We start from the raw sequence: 19,051 nt of genomic DNA, 5'->3' as shown, positions 1-19,051 counted from the left end.
CATGACCAAGAACGGGTTCTCATGTCTTCTCTTCCTGTCTGCGCCATCCTTGACGACTACCAGAACGCCGCCCTCGCCGTGGCGGATTGGTCCGCTCTGGAGGGGCGGGTGGAGCTGCGCCGGTTTGGCGCGCACCTGGGCGGTGAGGAGGAGGTGGCCGCGGCCCTGCAGGGGGTGGAGGTGGTTGTTGCCATGCGCGAGCGCACGCCCTTTCCCGCGAGCCTCTTCGCGCGGTTGCCCGACCTGAAGCAGCTCATCACCACCGGCGCCCGCAATCGCAGCATCGACCTCGAGGCTGCCCGCGCCCATGGCGTGCTGGTCACCCACACCCGCAGCGCCGGAAACCCCGCCGCCGAACTGGCCTGGGCCGGGATGCTGGCCGCGCTGCGCAACATTCCCGCCGAGGTCCAGAATTTCCGCGATGGCGGGCCGTGGCAGCAGGGGCTTGGCCGCTCCGCCGACGGCAAGCGGCTGGGCATTCTGGGCCTAGGCAAGCTCGGCGCGAAATGCGCCCGCTTCGGCCAGGCCTTCGGGATGAAGGTTGCCGGCTGGACCCGTACCGACCTGCCCGCCCGCGCCGAGGCGCTGGGGATCATGCCGCTGCCGCTGGAGCAGCTCTTTGAAACCAGCGACGTGGTGATGATCCAGATGTCGCTGGTGCCCGAAACGCGTGGCTTCGTGACGCCGGAGCTGCTGGCCCTGATGAAGCCCGATGCGCTGCTGGTGAACACATCGCGCGGCCCGATCGTCGACGAACCGGCCCTGATCGCCGCGCTCGAGGCGGGCCGGATCGGCGGTGCGGTGCTCGACGTCTTCGGCACCGAGCCGCTGCCGCAGGATCACCCGTTCCGGCGGCTGACCAACGTGCTGCCGACGCCCCACATCGGCTATGTGACCGAGGAGAACTATCGCGTTTACTATGCCGATGCGGTCGAGAATATCGTGGCCTGGCTCGACGGCGCGCCCGTCCGGGTGATGGGATGACGGCGGAGACCTCCACCGCGACGGCGCTGAGGAAGAGCGCCGTGTCGCGCTACCTTCAGCTTGCGGGCCACTTCCGGCGGCGGATCGAAACCGGCGAATGGCCGGTGGGGCACCGGATTTCCACCGTGATGGAGCTGGCGGAGGAATGCGGGGTCGCCGGGATGACGGTGCGCCGCGCGCTCGACATTCTCGAGAAGGAAGGGCTGATCGAGCGCTTTCGCGCCAAGGGCACCTTCGTGCGGGAGACGCCCAAGAAGGACCTGTGGTGCGACATTCGCACCGACTGGAGCGCCTTGCTGAACGCCCGCTATTCGAGCCACATCGAGGTGCTCTCCAACGACCTCGGCCCGGCGCCGCATTTTCTGGCCTCGGAAGACTGGCCGGGACGGCCTGCGCGGGAATACCGCCGCTTGCGGCGGCGCTACTGGCGCGAGGGTGCGCCCTTCATGCTGGCGGATGTCTACATCGACGAGACCGCTTACAAGGTTCTGCCGGAGGGCAGCGCCGAGCGACTGACCGCGCTGCGCCTCGTCTCCGACCTGCCGGGGCGGCCGATTGCCAATGCCCAGCAGGAGCTGACCATCCTTTCCGCCGATCTGACCCTGGCCAGCGAGCTTTCGGTGCCGCAGGGCGCGCCGATGGCGCGGATGGTGCGGCTGGCGGTGGACCATGACGACATTCGGGTTCTGGTGGCCGACGGCATCTATCGCGGCGACAGCACAAAGCTGCGCCTCAAGCTGAAATGACAGGAGAGAGCCGATGAGCGCCGTCCCGGGAGAGATGAAGACCGTTCGCAACAGGGAGGCAGAGGTGGCCTATGGCGTGCTGGGGCCGTCGGGCGAGGATGCGCCGACGCTTTGTCTGATCGCCTCCACCGGGCGCGGCCCGGAGGATTTTGCCCATCTGGCCGAGGCGCTGGCGGCGGGCGGTCTGCGTGTGGTGCTGCCATGGCCGCGCGGCGCGGGCGAGAGCCGGGGGCCGCTGGAGGGGATCACCTTTCACGATCTCGCCGCCGATGCCGCTGCCGCGCTGGAGGCTGAGGCGGGTGCGGGCGGGGCGGTGATCGTGGGGCATGCCTATGGCTGCTGGATCGCCCGGACGGTGGCACAGGACCGGCCCGATCTGGTGGACGGGATCATCCTGCTCGCGGCGGGCGGGGGCAAGTGGCCCGACGACCTGTCGAGGGCCATCGAGGTGGCGATGGACCCCGAGATGCCCGAGGCCGACCGGCTTGCGGCCCTGCAACGCGGCTTCTTCGCCGAGGGCCACGACCCGCGCCCCTGGCTCGAGGGCTGGCACGCCGAGCTGGTGGTGGCGCAGCGCGCGGCCCGCGCTGCGACCGAGCGCGACAGCTGGTGGCCGAGCGGCAGGGCCCCGATCCTTGACATCGTAGGTTTGCAGGACCCGTTCCGCGCGCCGGAGGCCCGGGATTTCTACCTGCGGGAATTTGCGCCGCGCGTCGAGCTGATCGCCGTCGACGGGGCGAGCCACGCGATGCCGGACGAGAAGCCGGATGAGGTGGCGGCACATATGCTGCACTGGGTGAAGGGGCTGCTGCCCGGCACTTAAAGCTATACATATAGCTTAATCTGTTTTATGTCCCCGGGCGAGGTGGCGCATGACTCGCGCCCACCCGTGGCTGCATCGGAGGACCGGACCCGTGAACACCCAAGCTGATACCACGTCGACAGGCAAGGTCGCCTTTCGGATGGAGGGCAGGATCGCCGTGCTGGAGATCGACAATCCTCCGGTGAACGCCGGATCGCACGCTGTGCGGGAAGGGCTCGTTGCCGGGATCGAGAAGGCCACGGAAGCGGGCGCCGAAGGGGCGATACTGCTGGGCGCGGGCCGCAGTTTCATTGCCGGGTCCGACCTGCGCGAGTTCAACAAGGCGCTGGCCTGGCCCGAGTTGCCCGACGTGATCAAGGTGATCGAGGCTGCCCCCTTCCCGGTGGTGGCGGCGCTGCATGGCGTGGCGCTGGGCGGCGGGCTGGAGCTGGCGCTGGGCTGCGACTACCGCGTGGCGGCGCCGGGCACGATGGTTGGCCTGCCCGAGGTGTCGCTTGGCATGATCCCCGGCGCGGGGGGCACTCAGCGGCTGCCGCGCCTGATCGGACGCAGCAAGGCGATGGACCTGATCTGTCGCGCCGCACGTATCCCGGCGCGCGAGGCGCTGCCGCTCGGTCTGGTTGACGCGCTCTCCGAGGGCGACCTGCTGGAAGATGCCAGGGCGTTCCTCGCGGCCGAGCCGCGGCCGAAGCGCCTCAGCCGTGATATGACGCCGCCCGAGGAAAGCGACGAGGCGCTGGAGGCGGCTGCCGTATCGGCCCTGAAGCGGGGCAAGGGGCGGCCCAATGTGGTTGAGGCGATCCGGCTGGTGAGGGCCTCTGTCGAAGATGCCGGGGCGGTGCTTCTGGACGAGCGCGAGACATTCCAGCAGCTTCGGCGCAGCCCCGAGGCCCATGCCCTTCGCGCGCTCTTCTTCGCCGAGCGCCGGGCGGGATCGGTGGCCGGGGTCGACCCGAAAACGGCCCGCGCGGTGAAGCGCGTAGGCGTGATCGGGGGCGGCACGATGGGGCAGGGGATTGCCCGCGCCTTCCTCGCGGCCGGCCTGCCGGTGGTGCTGATGGAGCGCGACGCGGCGGCGCTCGAGCGTGCGCTTGCGGCGCTTCGGGCGTCGTTTGAGGCGCAGGTGGCGAAGGGGCGGCTCGGCGCCGATGCGGCCCAAGCCCGGAGCGCGGCGCTTGGCGGCACGGTCGAGGCCGGGGCGCTGGCGGGCTGCGATCTGGTGATCGAGGCCGTGTTCGAGGAGATGGAGGTGAAGAAGGACGTGCTGGCCCGGCTCGAGGCCGTGCTTCCGCCCGATGCCATCATCGCCACCAACACCTCCTACCTCGACATCGACGAGATGGCCGCAGGGCTGGACCACCCCGAGCGCGTGCTCGGTCTGCATTTCTTCAGCCCGGCAGACATCATGCCGCTGCTGGAGGTGGTGCGCGCGCGTAAGACCGCGCCCGAGGTGCTGGCCTCCGGCCTCAAGCTGGCCCGCAAGCTCGGCAAGCAACCGGTGGTGGCGCGGGTGGCCGAGGGCTTCATCGGCAACCGGATCTACGCCGCCTATCGCCGCCGCGCCGAGCTGCTGGTGCTGGATGGTGCCGCGCCGGAGCAGGTCGATGCGGCGGTCACCGGCTTCGGCTTTGCCATGGGGCCCTTTGCCGTGGCCGACATGTCGGGCCTCGATATTGCCTGGGCCATGCGCAAGCGGCAGGCCGCGACGCGCGACGCGAAGGCGCGCTATGTCACCATCCCCGACCGGCTCTGCGAGGCCGGGCGGCTGGGCCGCAAGACGGGGGTGGGCTGGTATGACCATGAGAGCGGCAAGGCGCAGCCCGATCCGGCGGTGGCGGCGGTCATCGCGGAGGAACGGGAGAAGGCCGGGGTGACGCCCCGTGACTTCAGCGCCGAGGAGATCCAGCACCAGCTCATGGCGGCCATCGTCAACGAGGCAGCCTTGCTGCTGGAGGAGGGCGTGGCCGAGCGGGCCTCGGACGTCGACGTGGCGCTGGCCAATGGCTACGGCTTTCCGCGCTGGCGCGGCGGGCCGTTGCATTGGGCGGCACAGCGGGAGCCCGACGCACTGCAGGCCGATCTCGATGCGCTGGCGCGCGCCGTGGGCCATGGCCACAGGGCCGGGCCGGTGGCGCGGGTGCTGGGCGAACTTGAAACCGGAAACGAGGGTTGAGCTTTGGAAAACGTCTACATCTGCGACTATGTCCGCACCCCGATCGGCCGTTACGGCGGGAGCCTTTCCTCGGTGCGGGCCGATGATCTTGGCGCGCTGCCGCTGAAGGCGCTCATGGCGCGGCACGAGGGACTCGACTGGGAGGCCGTGGTTGACGTGATCTACGGCTGCGCCAACCAGGCGGGCGAGGACAACCGCTCGGTCGCCCGCATGGCCTTGCTCCTGGCAGGGCTTCCCGAGACGGTCTCGGGCACCACGATGAACCGGCTCTGCGGCTCGGGCATGGATGCGGTGCTCGCGGCCTGGCGCAGGCTGGCGGTGGGCGAGGGCGACCTTGCCGTTGCAGGTGGCGTCGAGAGCATGAGCCGCGCGCCCTTCGTGATGCCCAAGGCAACCTCGCCCTTCAGCCGGGCAAACAGCGTGGAAGACACCACCATCGGCTGGCGCTTCATCAACAAGAAGATGCAGGCGATGTATGGCACCGACTCCATGCCCGAGACGGCAGAGAACGTGGCGGAGGATTTCGACATTTCCCGGGAGGATCAGGATGCCTTCGCGCTGCGCTCGCAGGAGCGGGCGGCGGCGGCAATTGCTTCCGGCGTGCTGGCGGAAGAGATCATTCCGGTCGAGATTCCGCAGCGCAAGGGCGACGCTCTGGTGTTCGACACCGATGAGCACCCGCGTGCGACCTCGCTGGAGAAACTGGCCGCGCTCAAGGCGCCGTTCCGGGCGGGCGGCTCTGTGACGGCGGGCAATGCCTCGGGGGTGAATGACGGTGCGGCGGCGCTGATCCTGGCCACGGAGGCGGGCATCGCGCGCCACGGGCTGACACCGCTCGCACGCATCACCGGCGGCGCGACGGCGGGCGTTGCCCCGCGCGTGATGGGCCTTGGCCCGGCGCCGGCGACCGAGAAGCTTTGCGCCCGGCTCGGGCTGAAACCGGTCGATTTCGATGTTGCCGAGCTCAACGAGGCCTTCGCCAGCCAAGCCCTCGCGGTGCTGCGCCGCCTCGGCCTTCCCGATGACGCCGATCACATCAACCCCAACGGCGGGGCCATCGCGCTCGGCCACCCGCTTGGCATGTCCGGCGCGCGGATCACCGGCACGGCGGCGCGTGCGCTGGCACGGGGCGCTGGCAGGCGTGCGCTGGCGACCATGTGCATCGGCGTGGGGCAGGGGATTGCCATTTCGCTGGAGGCCGTATGATGGAGAAGCCCATGAAACTGCATTGGTCCCCCCGCTCGCCCTTCGTGCGCAAGGTGATGATCGTTCTGCACGAGACCGGCCTCGTCGATGAGGTCGACCTCAGCCGCAACGTGGTGGCGGTGCAGATGCCCACGCCCGAGGCGGTGCTGGCGGACAATCCGCTGGGCAAGATCCCGGCGCTGGTCACGGAGGATGGCCGCCGGCTCATCGACAGCCGGGTGATCTGCGAATACCTCGACCTGCGGGCGGGCACCGGGCTTTATCCGGTGGAAGCCAGTGCGCGGGTTGCGCATCTCAACTGGCAGGCGCTGGCTGACGGGATGACTGACGTGCTGCTGATCTGGCGCACCGAACTGAACCGCGAGACCGGACCCTGGCAGGCTGTTGTCGACGGCTGGCGCGTGAAGGTCAGGGCCGCCATGGCGCGGCTGGAGGCGGAAGCACCGGAGATGGAGCGGATGCCCTTCGGCATCGGGCACGTGGCCTTGGTGGCCGCGCTGGGGCAGATGGATTTCCGCTGGCCGGATTGCGGCTGGCGCGACCACTTTCCGCAGCTGGCGGCCCTCGCGGCCCGGCTGGCCGAGCGCCCGTCGGTCGCGGCGACGGCGGTGGAAGACGACCAGGGCAGCGATTCCGGCGCGCTGACACGGGGACAGCTCTCGTTTCGAGCATAAGATAAAAGACTAGGTTTTCTGATTGATTGCGCTATCACTCGCCGTTACGCTTTGCGCGTAACGGCAGGCCAGGGTGTGATATGCAAGTGACCAAACCAGAGAACGCGACCGTCAAGGCTCTGCAGAAGAGCAATGTGGCGCGCTACATCCAACTGGCCAGCCTGTTTCGGCAGCGCATCGAGAATGGCGAGTGGGAAGTGGGGGCGAAGATCCCCACGGTGAAGGAACTTGCCGACCTCTGCGGGGTGGCGACGATGACCATTCGCCAGTCGCTCGACATCCTCGAGAAGGAAGGGCTGATCGTGCGCTACCGGGCCAAGGGCACTTTCGTGCTCGAGCGTCCGCGGCGGGATCTGTGGTGCGAGGTGAAGACCGACTGGTCCGGCCTGCTGATCGCCCGCGACAATGCGGTGATCGAAATTCTCGGCGACGAGCGCAAGGTGCCGCTGCCGCGCGGGGAGGATTACATCGGCACGCCGGCCCCGGCCTACCGGCATCTGAAGCGCCGCCACAGCCGGGATGGTTCGCCGTTTCTTCTGGCGGATGTCTACGTGGACGAAAGGATCTGCCCGCTGATCCCGGAAGAGGCCTATACCGCCGTCACCGCGATGCGGCTGGTGAGCGACCTGCCCGGGCAGACGGTGACGGATGCCAACCAGGTGGTCACGATCGGCTCGGCCGACCTCGAGACCTCCACCGAGCTGAACATCTCGATCGGGGATCCGGTGGCCAAGGTGCGCCGGATGGCGGTGAACCAGGAGGGCGATGTCATCCTGATGGCCAACGGCATCTACCGCGGCGACATGATGAAGATCGAGGTCAAGCTGCGCTAGGGCGGGTGGGCGGCAGTCATCCTCGGGCTCGACCCGAGGATCTCTGGCGATCCGTCGCGCCCCTGTCGGGAGATCCTCGGGTCAAGCCCGAGGATGACGACCGCAATTCCCCCGATTCACCCTTTGAACACCGGCGCGCGCTTTTCGCGGAATGCCGCCATGGCTTCGGCGGTGTCTTCGGAGGTGGAGAGCGCCTTGGTCTGGCCCTGCTCGAAGCGGTAGCCCTCGTAGATCGACACGCCTTCGGTCATCTGGAACGACTTCTTGGCGGCGCGCACCGCCGAGGGGCTGGCCTTGGCGATATCGGCAGCCAGGGCCTGTGCGGTGGGCAGCAGCTCTTCGGGCGCAACGCAGCTTGAGGCCACGTTCATCCGCAGGAGCTCGGGGCCATAGACCCGGCGGGCGGTGTAGATCATCATCCGCGCGTCGCTTTCGCCGAAGTGACGGCGCACATGGGCCACCCCGCCGGCGAGGCCGACCATCACCTCGGTCATCTGCAGAAAGCCCTTCTCAGAGGTCACGATGATGTCGCAGCAGAGCGCGGTGACGCAGCCGGCGCCGATGGCCGCGCCGTTCACGGCGGCGATGATCGGCTTGGGGCATTCGAGCAGGCAGTCGAAGCTGGCCCGCACACGGCGGTTGTGGGCGGTGTAGTGGCCGGGGTCCTGCGTCGGGCGCTCCGACAGGTCGGCCCCGGCGGAGAAGGCCTTGCCCTCGCCGGTGAGCACGATGGCGCGCACGTCGCTCCGGTCTCCCAGCGCGTCGATCACCTCGGCGATCTCTTCGCGGAAGCGGTTGTTCTGGGCGTTTACCGGCGGGCGGTTGATGGTGACGGTGGCAACGAAATCGGCCACGTCGAGGGTGAGGGTCTCATGGTCGCTCATCGGCGTGTCTCTCCTGTCGTCAGTCCAGCACCGGGCGCAGCATTTCGAAGCTGCGCGGCGGCACCGTGTATTCGCGGTAGCCCATGCGGCCCAGCGGTTTCAGCTCTTCCACGTCCACCAGCCCGTCCTTCAGCACGCGCTCGTCGATATGGATGCCCACGACCTCGCCGATGGCGATGCGGTTGGTGTTGGGCAGCCCGCTGGAGGGGGTCAGGGTGATGATCTGGGAGAGCTTGCACTCCACCGCCACGGGGCTTTCGGCCACGCGCATCACCGGGATGTTCTCGCAGGGCACCGCCGTGAGGCCGGAGGCGGCGAACTCGTCGGCCTCGGGCGGATAGGTGGCGGAGCTCTGGTTCATCTGCTCGCGCAGTTCGAAGGTGGCGAGGTTGCAGCAGAAATAGCCCGTGGCCTCGGCGTTGGTGCTGCTGTCCTTGGCGTCATCCGAGGAGAACATCACATGGGGCGGGTTCGAGGATATGGCGTTGAAACAGCTGTATGGCGCGAGGTTGGGCGTGCCGTCGGCGGCGGCGGTCGAGATCCAGCCGATCGGGCGAGGCACGATGATGGCAAGCCACGGGTTGTGGGGCAGGCCGTGGCCTTCGGTGCGGGGATCGTAGAACATCAGGCCGTTGCTCCCGAACCGGGCATCTCGGCCAGCTTGCCCTCTTCGCGGGGAAGGTCGGCGCTGACGCCTTCGGGCAGGGGCACACGGTGCACGTTCAACGTCATCGCGACCATGGAATAGTAGCCGATCACGGCGGTCAGCTCGACCGCGCCGACCTCGCCCCAGCGGGCCACGATGGCGGCATAGGTCGGCTCGCTCACGTCGCCACGCTGCACCAGTTCGCAGGCGTAGTCGTAGATCTCGCGGGCCACCTCGTCGGTGCCGAAATCGGGCACGGAGCAGGTGCGGATGGCCTCGGCAATCGCCGGGTCCAACCCGGCGCGGTCGGCGTCGCCGGCGTGGATGGCCCATTCCAGTTCGCTGTTCCAACGCCGTGCGGTCACCAGGATGGCCAGCTCGTTGAGGTGGGTCGGCAGCGAGGTTTCGAACCGCAGCACCTGCCCCAGCCGCTGCCAGCGGTCGGCCAGCACCGGGTTGTGCAGCGCGGCGCGCAGCGGGCCGACGAGGGTGCGGCGCGGGCCGGAAACGATCTGCTCGTAGACCTCGCGCTGGGCCTCGTTCATGGTTTCGGGCACCGGGAAGCTGATGCGGCCCCCGTTGGCGGCGCTCTGGCTCTGCTGGCTCATTGTTGCGTCTCCTTTAGTCCGAGGGCTTGCAGCACCTCTTCGGTATGTTCTCCGAGCAGCGGCGGGGCGCGGTCGAAGGCGAGTGGGGCATTGGCGAAGTTGAGCGGGCTGACGACCTGCTTCACGCTGCCGGAAAGGGGGTGGGGAATGTCGCGCAGCATCTCGCGGTGCTGCACCTGCGGCTCGTCGAAGACCCGGCCCACGGTGTTGATCGGGCCTGAGGGCACGCCGGCGGCGGCAAAGCTCGAGACCCAATGCTCGATGCTGCCGGTGGACAGGGCCTCGATCAGCAGCCCCTCCAGCTCTTCGAGGTTTTCCACCCGCGCCGCGTTGGTGGAGAACTTCGGATCGTCGGCAAGGGCCGGCTGGCCGATCACCTCGGCGAACTTGCGGAACTGCCCGTCGTTGCCCACCGCCAGCACGATGTAGCCATCCTTCACGGGATAGACATTCTGCGGCTGGATGTTGGGATGACGGTTGCCGCGCCGCACAGGCTCGTTGCCCGAGACGAGGTAGTTCATCGCCTGGTTGGCGAGCATCGCCACCGAAACGTCGAGCATGGCGAGGTCGATATGGTCGCCCTTGCCGGTCTGGTCGCGGTTGGTCAGCGCCGACAGAACCCCGATTGCGGCATACATGCCGGTCATGATGTCGACGATGGGCACGCCCACCTTCTGCGGGCCGCCGCCGGGGGTGCCGTCGGGGCCGCCGGTGACGCTCATCAGCCCGCCCATACCCTGGATCATGAAGTCATAGGCCGCGTCGCCGGCCATCGGGCCGGTCAGGCCGAAGCCGGTGATGGAGCAGTAGATGAGCTTGGGGTTCACCGCCTTGAGGTCTTCGTAGCCGAGGCCCATCCGGTCGAGCGTGCCGGTCTTGAAGTTTTCCAGCAGGATGTCGCTCTCGGCGGCGAGCGCCTTCACCACGGCGCGGCCCTCTTCGCTCTTCAGGTCGAGCTCGACCGAGCGCTTGCCACGGTTCACCGAAAGGTAATAGCCGGCCTCCTTGGTTGCCTCGCCGTCGGAATCCTTCAGGAAGGGCGGGCCCCAGCGGCGGGTGTCGTCCCCTTCGCCGAGGCGCTCGACCTTGATCACGTCGGCACCGAGGTCGGCGAGGATCTGGCCGCACCAGGGGCCGGCCATGATCCGGCTGAGGTCGAGCACGCGAACATGCGAAAGTGGGCCGGGCATCAGCGGGTCTCCTTGGTCAGGTCTTGCGCGGTGGCCGCGAGGAAGGCCGAAAGCGCGGTATTGAAGGCATCGGGGTTCTGAAAGTTGGGCAGGTGGCCGGCGCCGGGAATGTCGGTGAACTGTGCGCCCGGCACGGCGCCGAACTGCTTGCGCACGGCCTCGGGCATGGCGCCGTCCTTCTCGCCGGTGATGCCGAGGAAGGGCAGGGCCAGCGAGGGCAGCACGTCGGAATGGTCGTAGCTGGCCAGCGCATGGGTCGCGGCGGCAAAGCCCTCGACCGGGGTTGCAGCGACCATCTCGATCAGCCGGGCCAGCTCGGGTCCGTCTTCAGCGGTGCCGGGCATCCAGCGCGGTGCCGTCGAGATGGCGATTTCCTCCATGCCCGCGTCACGGGCGGTGTCGCGCCGCTCGCCCCAGAAGGCCTCGCGCCCGGGGGCGGAGCGGCTCACGCCGTCGACCACCACGAAGCGCTCGAAGCGATCGGGGGCCGCGGCATGGGCGGCAAGCCCGGTGGGCACGCCCATGGAGAGGCCGATGAAGGTGCAGCGGGCAATGCCGAGCGCGTCGAGCAGCGCGACGAGGTCGGCGCCGTAGCCGGTGAAGTCCATTGCGCCTTCGGTCACGTCGGAGCCGCCATGTCCGCGCTGGTCGTAGCGGATGACCCGGTAGTCCGAGGAAAGGGCCTTGGCCTGTGCATCCCAGATCGAGAGGTCGGTGAGCACCGAGTTGGAGAAGACCAGGCAGGGGGCGCCTTCGGGGCCGTCGAGGCGGGTGTTGAGGCGCAGGCCATCGGGCAGGGTGATGTGGCGGGAGTCGGTCATTCGGCGCCTCCGGGCAGCTCGGGGTTGGTCTGGCGCGGGCGGGTGGCGTAGCCGAGGCCATAGACCAGCGCCAATGCCGCCAGCCCTGCAACATCGCTGAGACGCTCGGGCACGAGCAGGCAGATGCCGCCCGCAAGCATCACCAGGGCCTCCCAGCCCTTGGCGCGGCGGTTCAGCAGGTAGAGCCAGCGCTCGGAGGCCGCTGCCAGCATCAGGATCGACAGGATCGCGGTCGAGACCGAACGGAGGATGTCGGGCCAGTCGCCCTGCAGGATCAGGCTGGGGTTCAGCACGAAGAGGAAGGGCAGCACGAAGAGGATTGCGCCGAGCCGCATGGCGGTGACGCCGGTGCGCATGGCCGGGGCCTTGGCGATGGAGGAGGCGGCGACGGCCGCCATCGCCACGGGGGGCGTGATGTAGGAGAGCATGGCCCAGTAGAGGATGAAGAGGTGGCTTGCCATCTGGCTGAAGCCGCCCTGCACGAGGGCCGGGGCCAGCACCACGGCGAGGAAAATGTAGCAGGCCGAAACGGTCATCCCCATGCCGAGTATGAAGGAGGTCAGCGCGCCGAACAGCAGCAGAAGGTAGGGGTTGCCGCCCGCATATTGCAGCAGCTCGCGGGAGAAGGCGTTGCCCACCCCGGTGATGGCCAGCGCGCCGACGACCATGCCGACGCCCGCCAGCACGCCCACCAGCATGCCGATGGTGGTGCCGGTCTCCATCACGAGCCGCAGCACCGGCTCCATCATGTTGCCCTTGCGGGCGCGGATCAGCGCGGTGATCAGCAGCAGGATGGTGATGTAGAAGGGGGCCTTTGCCTCGGCATTGGTGGCCAGAAGCAGCACCACGAGGGCGACGAGGCTGATGAGAAAGACCCAGCCCGAGCGCATCACGCGCCAGAGCTTGGGCAACTGGTCGCGCGGCAGGCCCTTGAGGCCGTTCTTGGCGGCGTAGCAATCGGTCTGGATCAGTAGCACGAGGTAGAAGAGCAGGGCGGGCACCGCGGCGGCGACCATGATGTCGGCGTAGGGCACGCCCATGAAGGAGGCCATGACGAAGGCAACCGAGCCCATCACGGGCGGCATCAGCGCGCCACCGGTCGAGGCGCAGCTTTCCACCGCGCCGGCGTAGGTGGCCGGGTAGCCGCATTTCTTCATGGTCGGAATGGTCATTGCGCCGGTCGAGATGACGTTGGAGATCACGCTGCCGGAGAGCGAGCCGAAGAAGCCGGAGGACAGGATCGCCACCTTGGCCGGGCCGCCACGGGCATGGCCCATCAGGGCAGAGGCGAGATCCATGAAAAACACGCCGCCGCCCGACACGGTGAGCGCGACGCCGAAGACGATGAAGCCGATCAGCAGGTCTGCGATCACCCGGATCGGGATGCCGATGATGCTCTCGACGCCCAGCGAGTGGCTCAGCACCGTTTCGGGCAGGGAAAGCTGCACGCCCCAGAGAAAGCCGGGCAGGTAGCCGGTGTAGAGCGGGAAGGCGGCGAAGATGGCGCAGATGATGAACAGCGGCATCCCGGCGCAGCGGCGCACCGCCTCGAGCGAGAGCAGCACGAGCCCGCCGGCCATGAAGGTGACGGGGGTTGGCGCCTGATATTCCCAGCCGCGGTTCAGGATCTCGTCGGTATGCGCGGCGAAGTAGAGGCAGATGCCGAGGGCGAGGGCAGAGAGCGCCCAGTCATACCAGCGCACCCGGCTGCCGTCGGCTTCGCGCGCCGGGTTGGCGAGGAAGGCCACCGGCATGAAGAGGCCGACGATGATGTAGTAATAGGACGTGCTGATCGGGCGGAAGCCCAGGGTCTGCAGGTTGAAGATCTGGTTGACGATGATCGCCATGCCGCTGACCGACAGTACGAAGGTGACGAACCAGGCCGCGCCCGACAGGCGCTCTCCCGGCAGGGACCAGAGCTTCGGGGCGGGGGTGTCGAGGGGGGTATCTTCTGTTTGCATGACGGGGTCCGGAGATCAGGGGCGGATGCGCTGTCCGAAAGAGGGACGAGCGGCGCGAAAGCCTCGCCTTCGCGCCGCCGCCGGCATCGGGCACCCCGGTCTGGGGCCGTGGTGCCCGAGTGGCTCAGTTGAGCATTTCGGCCTTGTAGGCTTCCCAGTAGGCGGGCCAGTCGTCGTCGGACACGCCTTCGGAGTCGGCCTTGGCGAGAGCTTCGGGCCATGCGGCCTTGATCTTCTCGAGTTCGGCCAGCCGCGCCTCGTTCCAGGCGTCGTCTTCCTCGGTCCAGACACCCTTTTCACGTAGGTACTTGATGGCACCGGGGTGGAAGGGCGCACCGGCGGGGGAGGTGCCGGCATCTTCGAGGTTCCAGCGGCTCATCACCTGGTTGCCGTCCTTGAAGAGATCGTAGCTTTCGTCGAGCGCCTTGATGAGGGCATAGACCTCGTCTTCGCTGACGTCGGCATAGGTCGAGAGCTGCGGGTAGCGGTAGCCCAGCAGTTCGGCCGGATCATCCTCGGAGATGCTCACGCCCACGGTCATGGTGGTGGGAGAGAAGACGGAGGAGCTCTCGTTCACACGTGCCCAGCCTTCGGCGTCGGAGCCCGGCATGTCGATCCAGCGCACACCGCGCCCGCCTTCGGCCTCGCGCAGGGCGGCGACCGTGGGGGTGACGGTGACAACGTCGATCTCGCCGGCGATGAAGCCCTGCACCATGGCGCCGTATCCGGGGTAGACCACCGGCTCGATGTCATCCTTGGTGAGCCCGCCGAAGGCCAGTTCGGCGGCGATGTTCATGTCGATCGAGGGGTTGGCCTGCACGTAGCCGACCCGCTTGCCGCGCACGTCGGCCATGGTCTCAATGTCGGTGTCGAGACCGGTGATCAGGCCCACGGCGGCAGGCCGGCCAAGCAGAACGCGGGTGTCCTGCGGGCCCCAGTCCTTTGCGGCGAATTCGTAGCTGCCTTCGGCGGCAAAGAGGATCTCGTTGCCCATGAAGCCGAAATTGGCGCGCTTGGTCTTGAGCGGAAGAAGCCGCCCGATGCCGGTGCCCGAGGGGGTGATCCGGATGGTGGTGCCGAACTGCTTGTCGAGCGCGTCGGCCATTGCCGAGGCCTCGACGTAGCCGGTGGACCCAAGGTCGTAGGATGTCCAGACCATGGACTTCGGCAGAGCCGCATCCTGGGCCCACAGGGCCTGGCCGGCAAACAGTGCAACGGACATGGCCGTTGCCTTCATGAAGGTAGAGCGCAGCAAATCGTTTCCTCCCTTTGCTCCCGATAATATGTCGGACGGCGTGTATGCCTTGTTGGCCGCCGTTCAGGTGATCTTAGTCCCGGTTCTCCGTAAAAGTCAATTTTATACTTTTATTGGTTTTGAAGCGATTTCAGTGGCTTGCAGTATTCTCAGCTCGGCAGCTCGAGAATCGCTTTCGCCAGCATGTTGCGCATGATCTCGGTCGAGCCTCCGAAGATCGTGGTGGGGCGGGCCGAAAGCCAGGTGGCGGCGGCATGAAGCTGGCGGTCGCCTTCCGGCGCCTGTGCCAGCCCGGCCTCTTCGCCGGCGACTTCCATCATCAGCTCCGAGATGCGCTGGTAGAGTTCGCTCTGAAAAATCTTCAGCATCGCCACGTCGGCGCCGATGGTCTGGCCGCCGCGCAGCTTGTCGACATAGGTTTCGAAGAGATCACCCAAGTCGGCCACGTCGCATTGCAGGGCGACGTAGCGATCGCGGAACACCGGGTCGTGCCAGACACCCGCCCGCAACGCGATGCGCTTCAGCCGTGTCATGGCCGCGGCCGAGAGGCGCGGCGCACCGATGAAGACCCGCTCGTGGCCGAGCAGTGCCTTGGCCGCCGTCCAGCCCTCGTTGACGCCGCCGACGATATGATCAGCGGGCACGCGCACGTCATCGAAGAACACCTCGCAGAACTCCGCCTCGCGCTCGAGGTTCTCGATGTTGCGCGTTGTCACTCCGGGCGCGTCCATCGGCACCAGAAGAAAGCTGATCCCGGCCTGCTTCTTCACCGTCTTGTCGGTGCGGGCGAGGATGAAGATCCAGTTGGCGTCCATGCCGAGCGTGCACCAGGTCTTCTGACCGTTGATCACCCAGTCGCCCCCCTCGAGCACCGCCTCGCAGCGCACCGCCGCGAGGTCGGAGCCCGCGCCCGGCTCCGAGTAGCCCTGCGCCCAGACATGCTCACCCGAGAGGATCTTCGGCAGGAACTCGGCCTTCTGCGCCTCGGTGCCGTATTTCAGCAGCAGCGGGCCCAGCATGACCGGGCCGATATCGTTGACGCGGGCGGCGCCGTAGCGCTCGAATTCTTCGATAAGGATCAGGTGCTTGCCTGCCGTCAGCCCCATTCCGCCATGCTCGCGGGGCCAGGTCGGGCAGATCCAGCCGTGTTCGGAGAGCACCAGATACCAGGGCTTCACCTCGTCCCAGTGGAGCCGCCCGAGGGTGTAGCGCGGAATGTCGGGGTAGTTGGTTTCCACGAAGTCGCGGGCGAGTGCGCGAAAATCGGCGTCGGTCATCGCGTTGAAGTCGGGCAGGTCGGTCATGCGGCGTCTCCTTCGTCGAGCAGCTCGGCGAGTCGGGCGCGCAGCAGGCGCGGCGAGCCGAAGAGGTTGGCCTCGCTCATCGCCTTGCGCACGAAGAGGCCGATGTCGGCCTCGTCGGTGATGCCCATGGCCCCGTGCATCTGGATCGCCTCGCGGCTGACATGCATGGCCAGCTCCGCGGCCCGCAGCTTGACCCGCGCCGCGCCGCGCGCCCGGGTGAGCGCGTCGGCCCCGGTGTCGAACCGCCGGGCAGTGGCGAAGATCGCAGCCCGCGACAGTTCAAGGCTCACCTTCATCTCGGTCGCCCGGTGCTGGAGCGACTGGAAGCTCCCGATCGGCCGGTCGAACTGCTTGCGGACGCGCAGGTACTCGAGGGTGATTTCCAGCGCACGCTCGGAGAGGCCGAGCAGGTAGGCCGAGTGGGCCAGCGTTGCATCTTCCAGCACCGATTGCGCGGTCGGGCAGGGGAGGATCTCGGCCTCGCTGTCAAAACTGATCGTGCAGAGCTGGCCGCCATCGAGGCTTTCGGCCGTCTGGAGGGTCACTGCGTCGCGCGGCAGCAGCGCGACGCCCTGATCGGTCAGCACGGCGAAAAGGTCGGCACCCGCAGCGCCCTGCACCGCCTGCTTGGTGCCCTTGATCCGGCCCCCATCGGCGCCGCCCTTCCAGCCGAGGCTGCCGAGGGCATCCTGCCAGGCCCAGGTGATCACCTGCGCGCCCGTCATCGCCTCTTCCGGCATCGAGCCCTGAAGCATCGCGCCCGCCATGATCGCGGCAAGCACCGGTTCGGGCAGCAGGCCGCGCCCCAGCACGCGGGCAAGCTCGCAGGTCTCGCGCATGCCAAGGCCGAGGCCCCCGGCCTCCTCTTCGACGCGCATCAGGAAGAGCCCGAGCTCGCCCGCTTCCTGCATGACCGCGCGGTCGTAGCCCGGCCCCTCGAAACGCACCTTGCGCACCCGCTCCAGCGATCCGTCGGCCGGCACGATGGCCCGCGCGCTTTCCACGATCATCCGGGCGTTCTCGACCCATTCCTCGCTCATGGCACCATCCATCCCCGGTCTCCTATTTCACCGCCCCGGCATCGCGCAGGGCGGCCACGGCGGCCTCGTCGAGCCCCATCTCGCGCAGCACCTCGTCGGTGTGCTCGGCGTGCAGCGGCGGGTGGCGCCCGTCGTCTGCCATCGTCTTGGAAAACCGCACCGGGTTGCCCACGTAGCTGACACGGCCGGCCCTTGGGTGATCGAGCGCCTTGAGAAGACCGCGCGCCTGCACCTGCTCCATGGCGAAGACATCCTCGAAGCTGTTCAGCGGCCCGGCCGGAATGCCGATCGCCTCCAGCTCGGCATAACAGGTGTCGGCCTGCTTTTCGGCGAGCTTGCCAGCGATCATCGGCACCAGCTCCTCGGCATGGGTGACGCGGGCGAGGTTGGTGGCGAAGCGCGGGTCTTCGGCCACGCCGTCGAGCCCGAGATAGTCGCAGAAGCGGGCGAATTGCGGATCGTTTCCGATGGCGATCATGATCGGCCGGTCGGCGCAATCGAAGGCCTGCCAGGGGCAGGTGATCTGGGAGGCGGTGCCGTTGCGGCGCGGCAGCCTGCCCGAGGAGAGGTAGTTCATCGCCATGTGCGAGGCGGCGTGGATCTGGGTGTCGAGCAGCGAGATGTCGATGTACTGGCCTTCGCCCGAAACCACGTCGCGGTGGTTGAGCGCCGCGAGAATGGCCGACACGGCGTATTGCCCGGCGGTGATGTCGGAGATCGAGTAGCCCACCAGTGCCGGGCCTGCGCCCGGCAGGCCGTCGGCGGTGCCGGTCATGCTGAGCAGGCCGGACATGGCCTGGAAGATCGGGTCGTAGCCCGGCAGGTGTGCCATCGGCCCGGTCTGGCCGAAGCCGGTGATCGAGCAGTAGACGAGCCGCGGGTTGATCTCTGCCGCGGCAGCATAGTCGAGGCCGAAGCGGGCGAGGTTGCCGGTCTTGAAGTTCTCGATCAGCACATCGGCTTCGGCGATCAGCTTCCTGGCCAGCGCCTGTCCTTCAGGATGCTTCAGGTCGAGCCCGATGGAACGTTTGCCGCGGTTCATGGCGAGGAAAGAGGAGGTCTCGCCGGTGGGGTTTCCTTCCGCGTCCAGGTGCGGCACGCCCATGTGGCGCACGTCGTCGCCGCCTTTCACGTGCTCTACCTTGATGACATCCGCGCCGAAGTCGGCCAGCATCTGCGCGGCCCAAGGACCGGCGAAGACACGGCTGAAATCCAACACCTTGATATGACTCAGAGTCCCGGCCATCCGCAGCCTCCCTTCTGCAACACTTCGCCATACCTGCGACGAGTCGGCCTGCTTGTGCAAGGTAAAAATTGTAATTATGACTTATTCACTCATTGGCCGCCGATGGGCCGTGTGAACAGGAGGAAGAGCGCAATGGTCACAGTCGAAACCGCGATGGATCTGGCGCAGCACAGCGGCACGCCGCTCGGGGCGACGGAATGGATGGAGATCACTCAGGAGCAGATAGATGCCTTCGCCGAGCTGACCGGAGATGACCACTGGATTCACGTCGACGTGGCCCGCGCCGCCCGCGAACAGCCCGGTGGAAAGACCATTGCCCACGGGCTCTTCCTGATTTCGCTGATACCGCGTCTGCAGCGCCAGCTGTTCCGGATCGAGCGTCGGGGCGCCGGGCTGAACTACGGCTACGATCGCGTGCGCTTCACCGCGCCCGTGCCCGTGGGCAGCCTCGTCCGCCTCGTCCAGACAGTCACCTCAGCCACCCGGCGCGGGCAGGGCACGCAGCTGGCAATTTCCTCGACCATCGAGATCAAGGACAGCGAGCGCCCGGCCCTGGTTGCAGAGGGGCTGCTGCTGATTGGAGATGCGCTGCCTTAGGAGATCCGCGGCGGGGTTGGGTGGCGGGTGCGGCCGCTCAACTGTGAGGGCAAGCTGACC

The 19,051-nt window shown here is 67.7% G+C and carries 18 protein-coding genes; 8 read left to right on the top strand and 10 right to left on the bottom strand.

The features are described 5' to 3' along the window. Window positions 1-21: 21 nt before the first annotated feature. From GTH22_RS09960 to GTH22_RS09930, 7 genes are all read left to right on the top strand, one after another. A complete protein-coding gene (locus GTH22_RS09960; protein WP_252945037.1) occupies window positions 22-984 on the top strand; it encodes a D-2-hydroxyacid dehydrogenase family protein in 963 nt (320 codons plus the stop codon). Then, window positions 981-1,730: a GntR family transcriptional regulator gene (locus GTH22_RS09955; protein WP_252945036.1), complete on the top strand. Its 750-nt coding sequence runs from the start codon at window positions 981-983 to the stop codon at window positions 1,728-1,730. Before GTH22_RS09960 ends, GTH22_RS09955 begins: the two co-directional genes overlap by 4 nt. A 13-nt stretch (window positions 1,731-1,743) precedes the next feature. After that, on the top strand, window positions 1,744-2,553 hold the full coding sequence (locus GTH22_RS09950; RefSeq protein WP_252945035.1) for an alpha/beta fold hydrolase: 810 nt from the start codon (window positions 1,744-1,746) through the stop codon (window positions 2,551-2,553). Window positions 2,554-2,644: 91 nt separating this feature from the next. After that, window positions 2,645-4,726 carry a 3-hydroxyacyl-CoA dehydrogenase NAD-binding domain-containing protein gene (locus GTH22_RS09945; protein WP_252945034.1) on the top strand — a complete coding sequence of 694 codons (2,082 nt, stop codon included), beginning with the start codon at window positions 2,645-2,647 and terminating at the stop codon, window positions 4,724-4,726. A gap of 3 nt (window positions 4,727-4,729) precedes the next feature. Beyond that, window positions 4,730-5,932 (top strand): 3-oxoadipyl-CoA thiolase, encoded by a 1,203-nt coding sequence (pcaF, locus tag GTH22_RS09940; protein WP_252945033.1) that lies wholly within the window; start codon window positions 4,730-4,732, stop codon window positions 5,930-5,932. An 11-nt stretch (window positions 5,933-5,943) separates the two neighbouring features. Beyond that, complete coding sequence (locus GTH22_RS09935) at window positions 5,944-6,606, top strand: glutathione S-transferase (protein ID WP_252945032.1); 663 nt, start codon at window positions 5,944-5,946, stop codon at window positions 6,604-6,606. Window positions 6,607-6,686: 80 nt separating this feature from the next. Beyond that, the gene (locus GTH22_RS09930) at window positions 6,687-7,439 is read left to right on the top strand and encodes a GntR family transcriptional regulator (RefSeq protein WP_252945031.1); all 753 of its coding nucleotides are present in this window, start codon (window positions 6,687-6,689) and stop codon (window positions 7,437-7,439) included. Window positions 7,440-7,555: 116 nt separating this feature from the next. On the opposite strand, the gene GTH22_RS09925 is transcribed toward GTH22_RS09930, so the two are convergent. From GTH22_RS09925 to GTH22_RS09880, 10 genes are all read right to left on the bottom strand, one after another. Beyond that, a complete protein-coding gene (locus tag GTH22_RS09925) occupies window positions 7,556-8,323 on the bottom strand; it encodes an enoyl-CoA hydratase/isomerase family protein (protein WP_252945030.1) in 768 nt (255 codons plus the stop codon). Between the two features lie 19 nt (window positions 8,324-8,342). Next, window positions 8,343-8,948: a flavin reductase family protein gene (locus GTH22_RS09920; protein WP_252945029.1), complete on the bottom strand. Its 606-nt coding sequence runs from the start codon at window positions 8,946-8,948 to the stop codon at window positions 8,343-8,345. Further along, window positions 8,948-9,577, bottom strand: coding sequence for a carboxymuconolactone decarboxylase family protein (locus GTH22_RS09915; protein ID WP_252945028.1), 630 nt, complete (start codon window positions 9,575-9,577; stop codon window positions 8,948-8,950). The genes GTH22_RS09920 and GTH22_RS09915 overlap by 1 nt, the downstream gene beginning before the upstream one ends. Next, window positions 9,574-10,767 (bottom strand): CaiB/BaiF CoA-transferase family protein, encoded by a 1,194-nt coding sequence (locus GTH22_RS09910; protein WP_252945027.1) that lies wholly within the window; start codon window positions 10,765-10,767, stop codon window positions 9,574-9,576. The genes GTH22_RS09915 and GTH22_RS09910 overlap by 4 nt, the downstream gene beginning before the upstream one ends. Continuing rightward, window positions 10,767-11,588 carry an alpha/beta fold hydrolase gene (locus tag GTH22_RS09905; protein ID WP_252945026.1) on the bottom strand — a complete coding sequence of 274 codons (822 nt, stop codon included), beginning with the start codon at window positions 11,586-11,588 and terminating at the stop codon, window positions 10,767-10,769. The genes GTH22_RS09910 and GTH22_RS09905 overlap by 1 nt, the downstream gene beginning before the upstream one ends. Continuing rightward, window positions 11,585-13,549 (bottom strand): TRAP transporter fused permease subunit, encoded by a 1,965-nt coding sequence (locus GTH22_RS09900; RefSeq protein ID WP_252945025.1) that lies wholly within the window; start codon window positions 13,547-13,549, stop codon window positions 11,585-11,587. Before GTH22_RS09900 ends, GTH22_RS09905 begins: the two co-directional genes overlap by 4 nt. A 124-nt stretch (window positions 13,550-13,673) precedes the next feature. Next, window positions 13,674-14,786, bottom strand: a complete 1,113-nt coding sequence (locus tag GTH22_RS09895; protein ID WP_256471573.1) for a TAXI family TRAP transporter solute-binding subunit — start codon at window positions 14,784-14,786, stop codon at window positions 13,674-13,676. A 167-nt stretch (window positions 14,787-14,953) separates the two neighbouring features. Beyond that, on the bottom strand, window positions 14,954-16,108 hold the full coding sequence (locus tag GTH22_RS09890) for an acyl-CoA dehydrogenase family protein (protein WP_252945023.1): 1,155 nt from the start codon (window positions 16,106-16,108) through the stop codon (window positions 14,954-14,956). Then, complete coding sequence (locus tag GTH22_RS09885) at window positions 16,105-17,148, bottom strand: acyl-CoA dehydrogenase family protein (protein WP_252945022.1); 1,044 nt, start codon at window positions 17,146-17,148, stop codon at window positions 16,105-16,107. Before GTH22_RS09885 ends, GTH22_RS09890 begins: the two co-directional genes overlap by 4 nt. 22 nt (window positions 17,149-17,170) lie before the next feature. Continuing rightward, on the bottom strand, window positions 17,171-18,394 hold the full coding sequence (locus tag GTH22_RS09880; protein WP_252945021.1) for a CaiB/BaiF CoA-transferase family protein: 1,224 nt from the start codon (window positions 18,392-18,394) through the stop codon (window positions 17,171-17,173). Window positions 18,395-18,526: 132 nt separating this feature from the next. Between GTH22_RS09880 and GTH22_RS09875 the strand changes: the two genes are divergently transcribed. Further along, the gene (locus tag GTH22_RS09875; RefSeq protein ID WP_252945020.1) at window positions 18,527-18,991 is read left to right on the top strand and encodes a MaoC family dehydratase; all 465 of its coding nucleotides are present in this window, start codon (window positions 18,527-18,529) and stop codon (window positions 18,989-18,991) included. Window positions 18,992-19,051: the final 60 nt, after the last annotated feature.

The sequence above is a fragment of the Oceanicola sp. 502str15 genome (assembly GCF_024105635.1).
GTDB lineage: Bacteria > Pseudomonadota > Alphaproteobacteria > Rhodobacterales > Rhodobacteraceae > Vannielia.
Note: the sequence above shows the minus strand (reverse complement) of the source record. Positions and strands in the feature narration are given on the sequence as shown.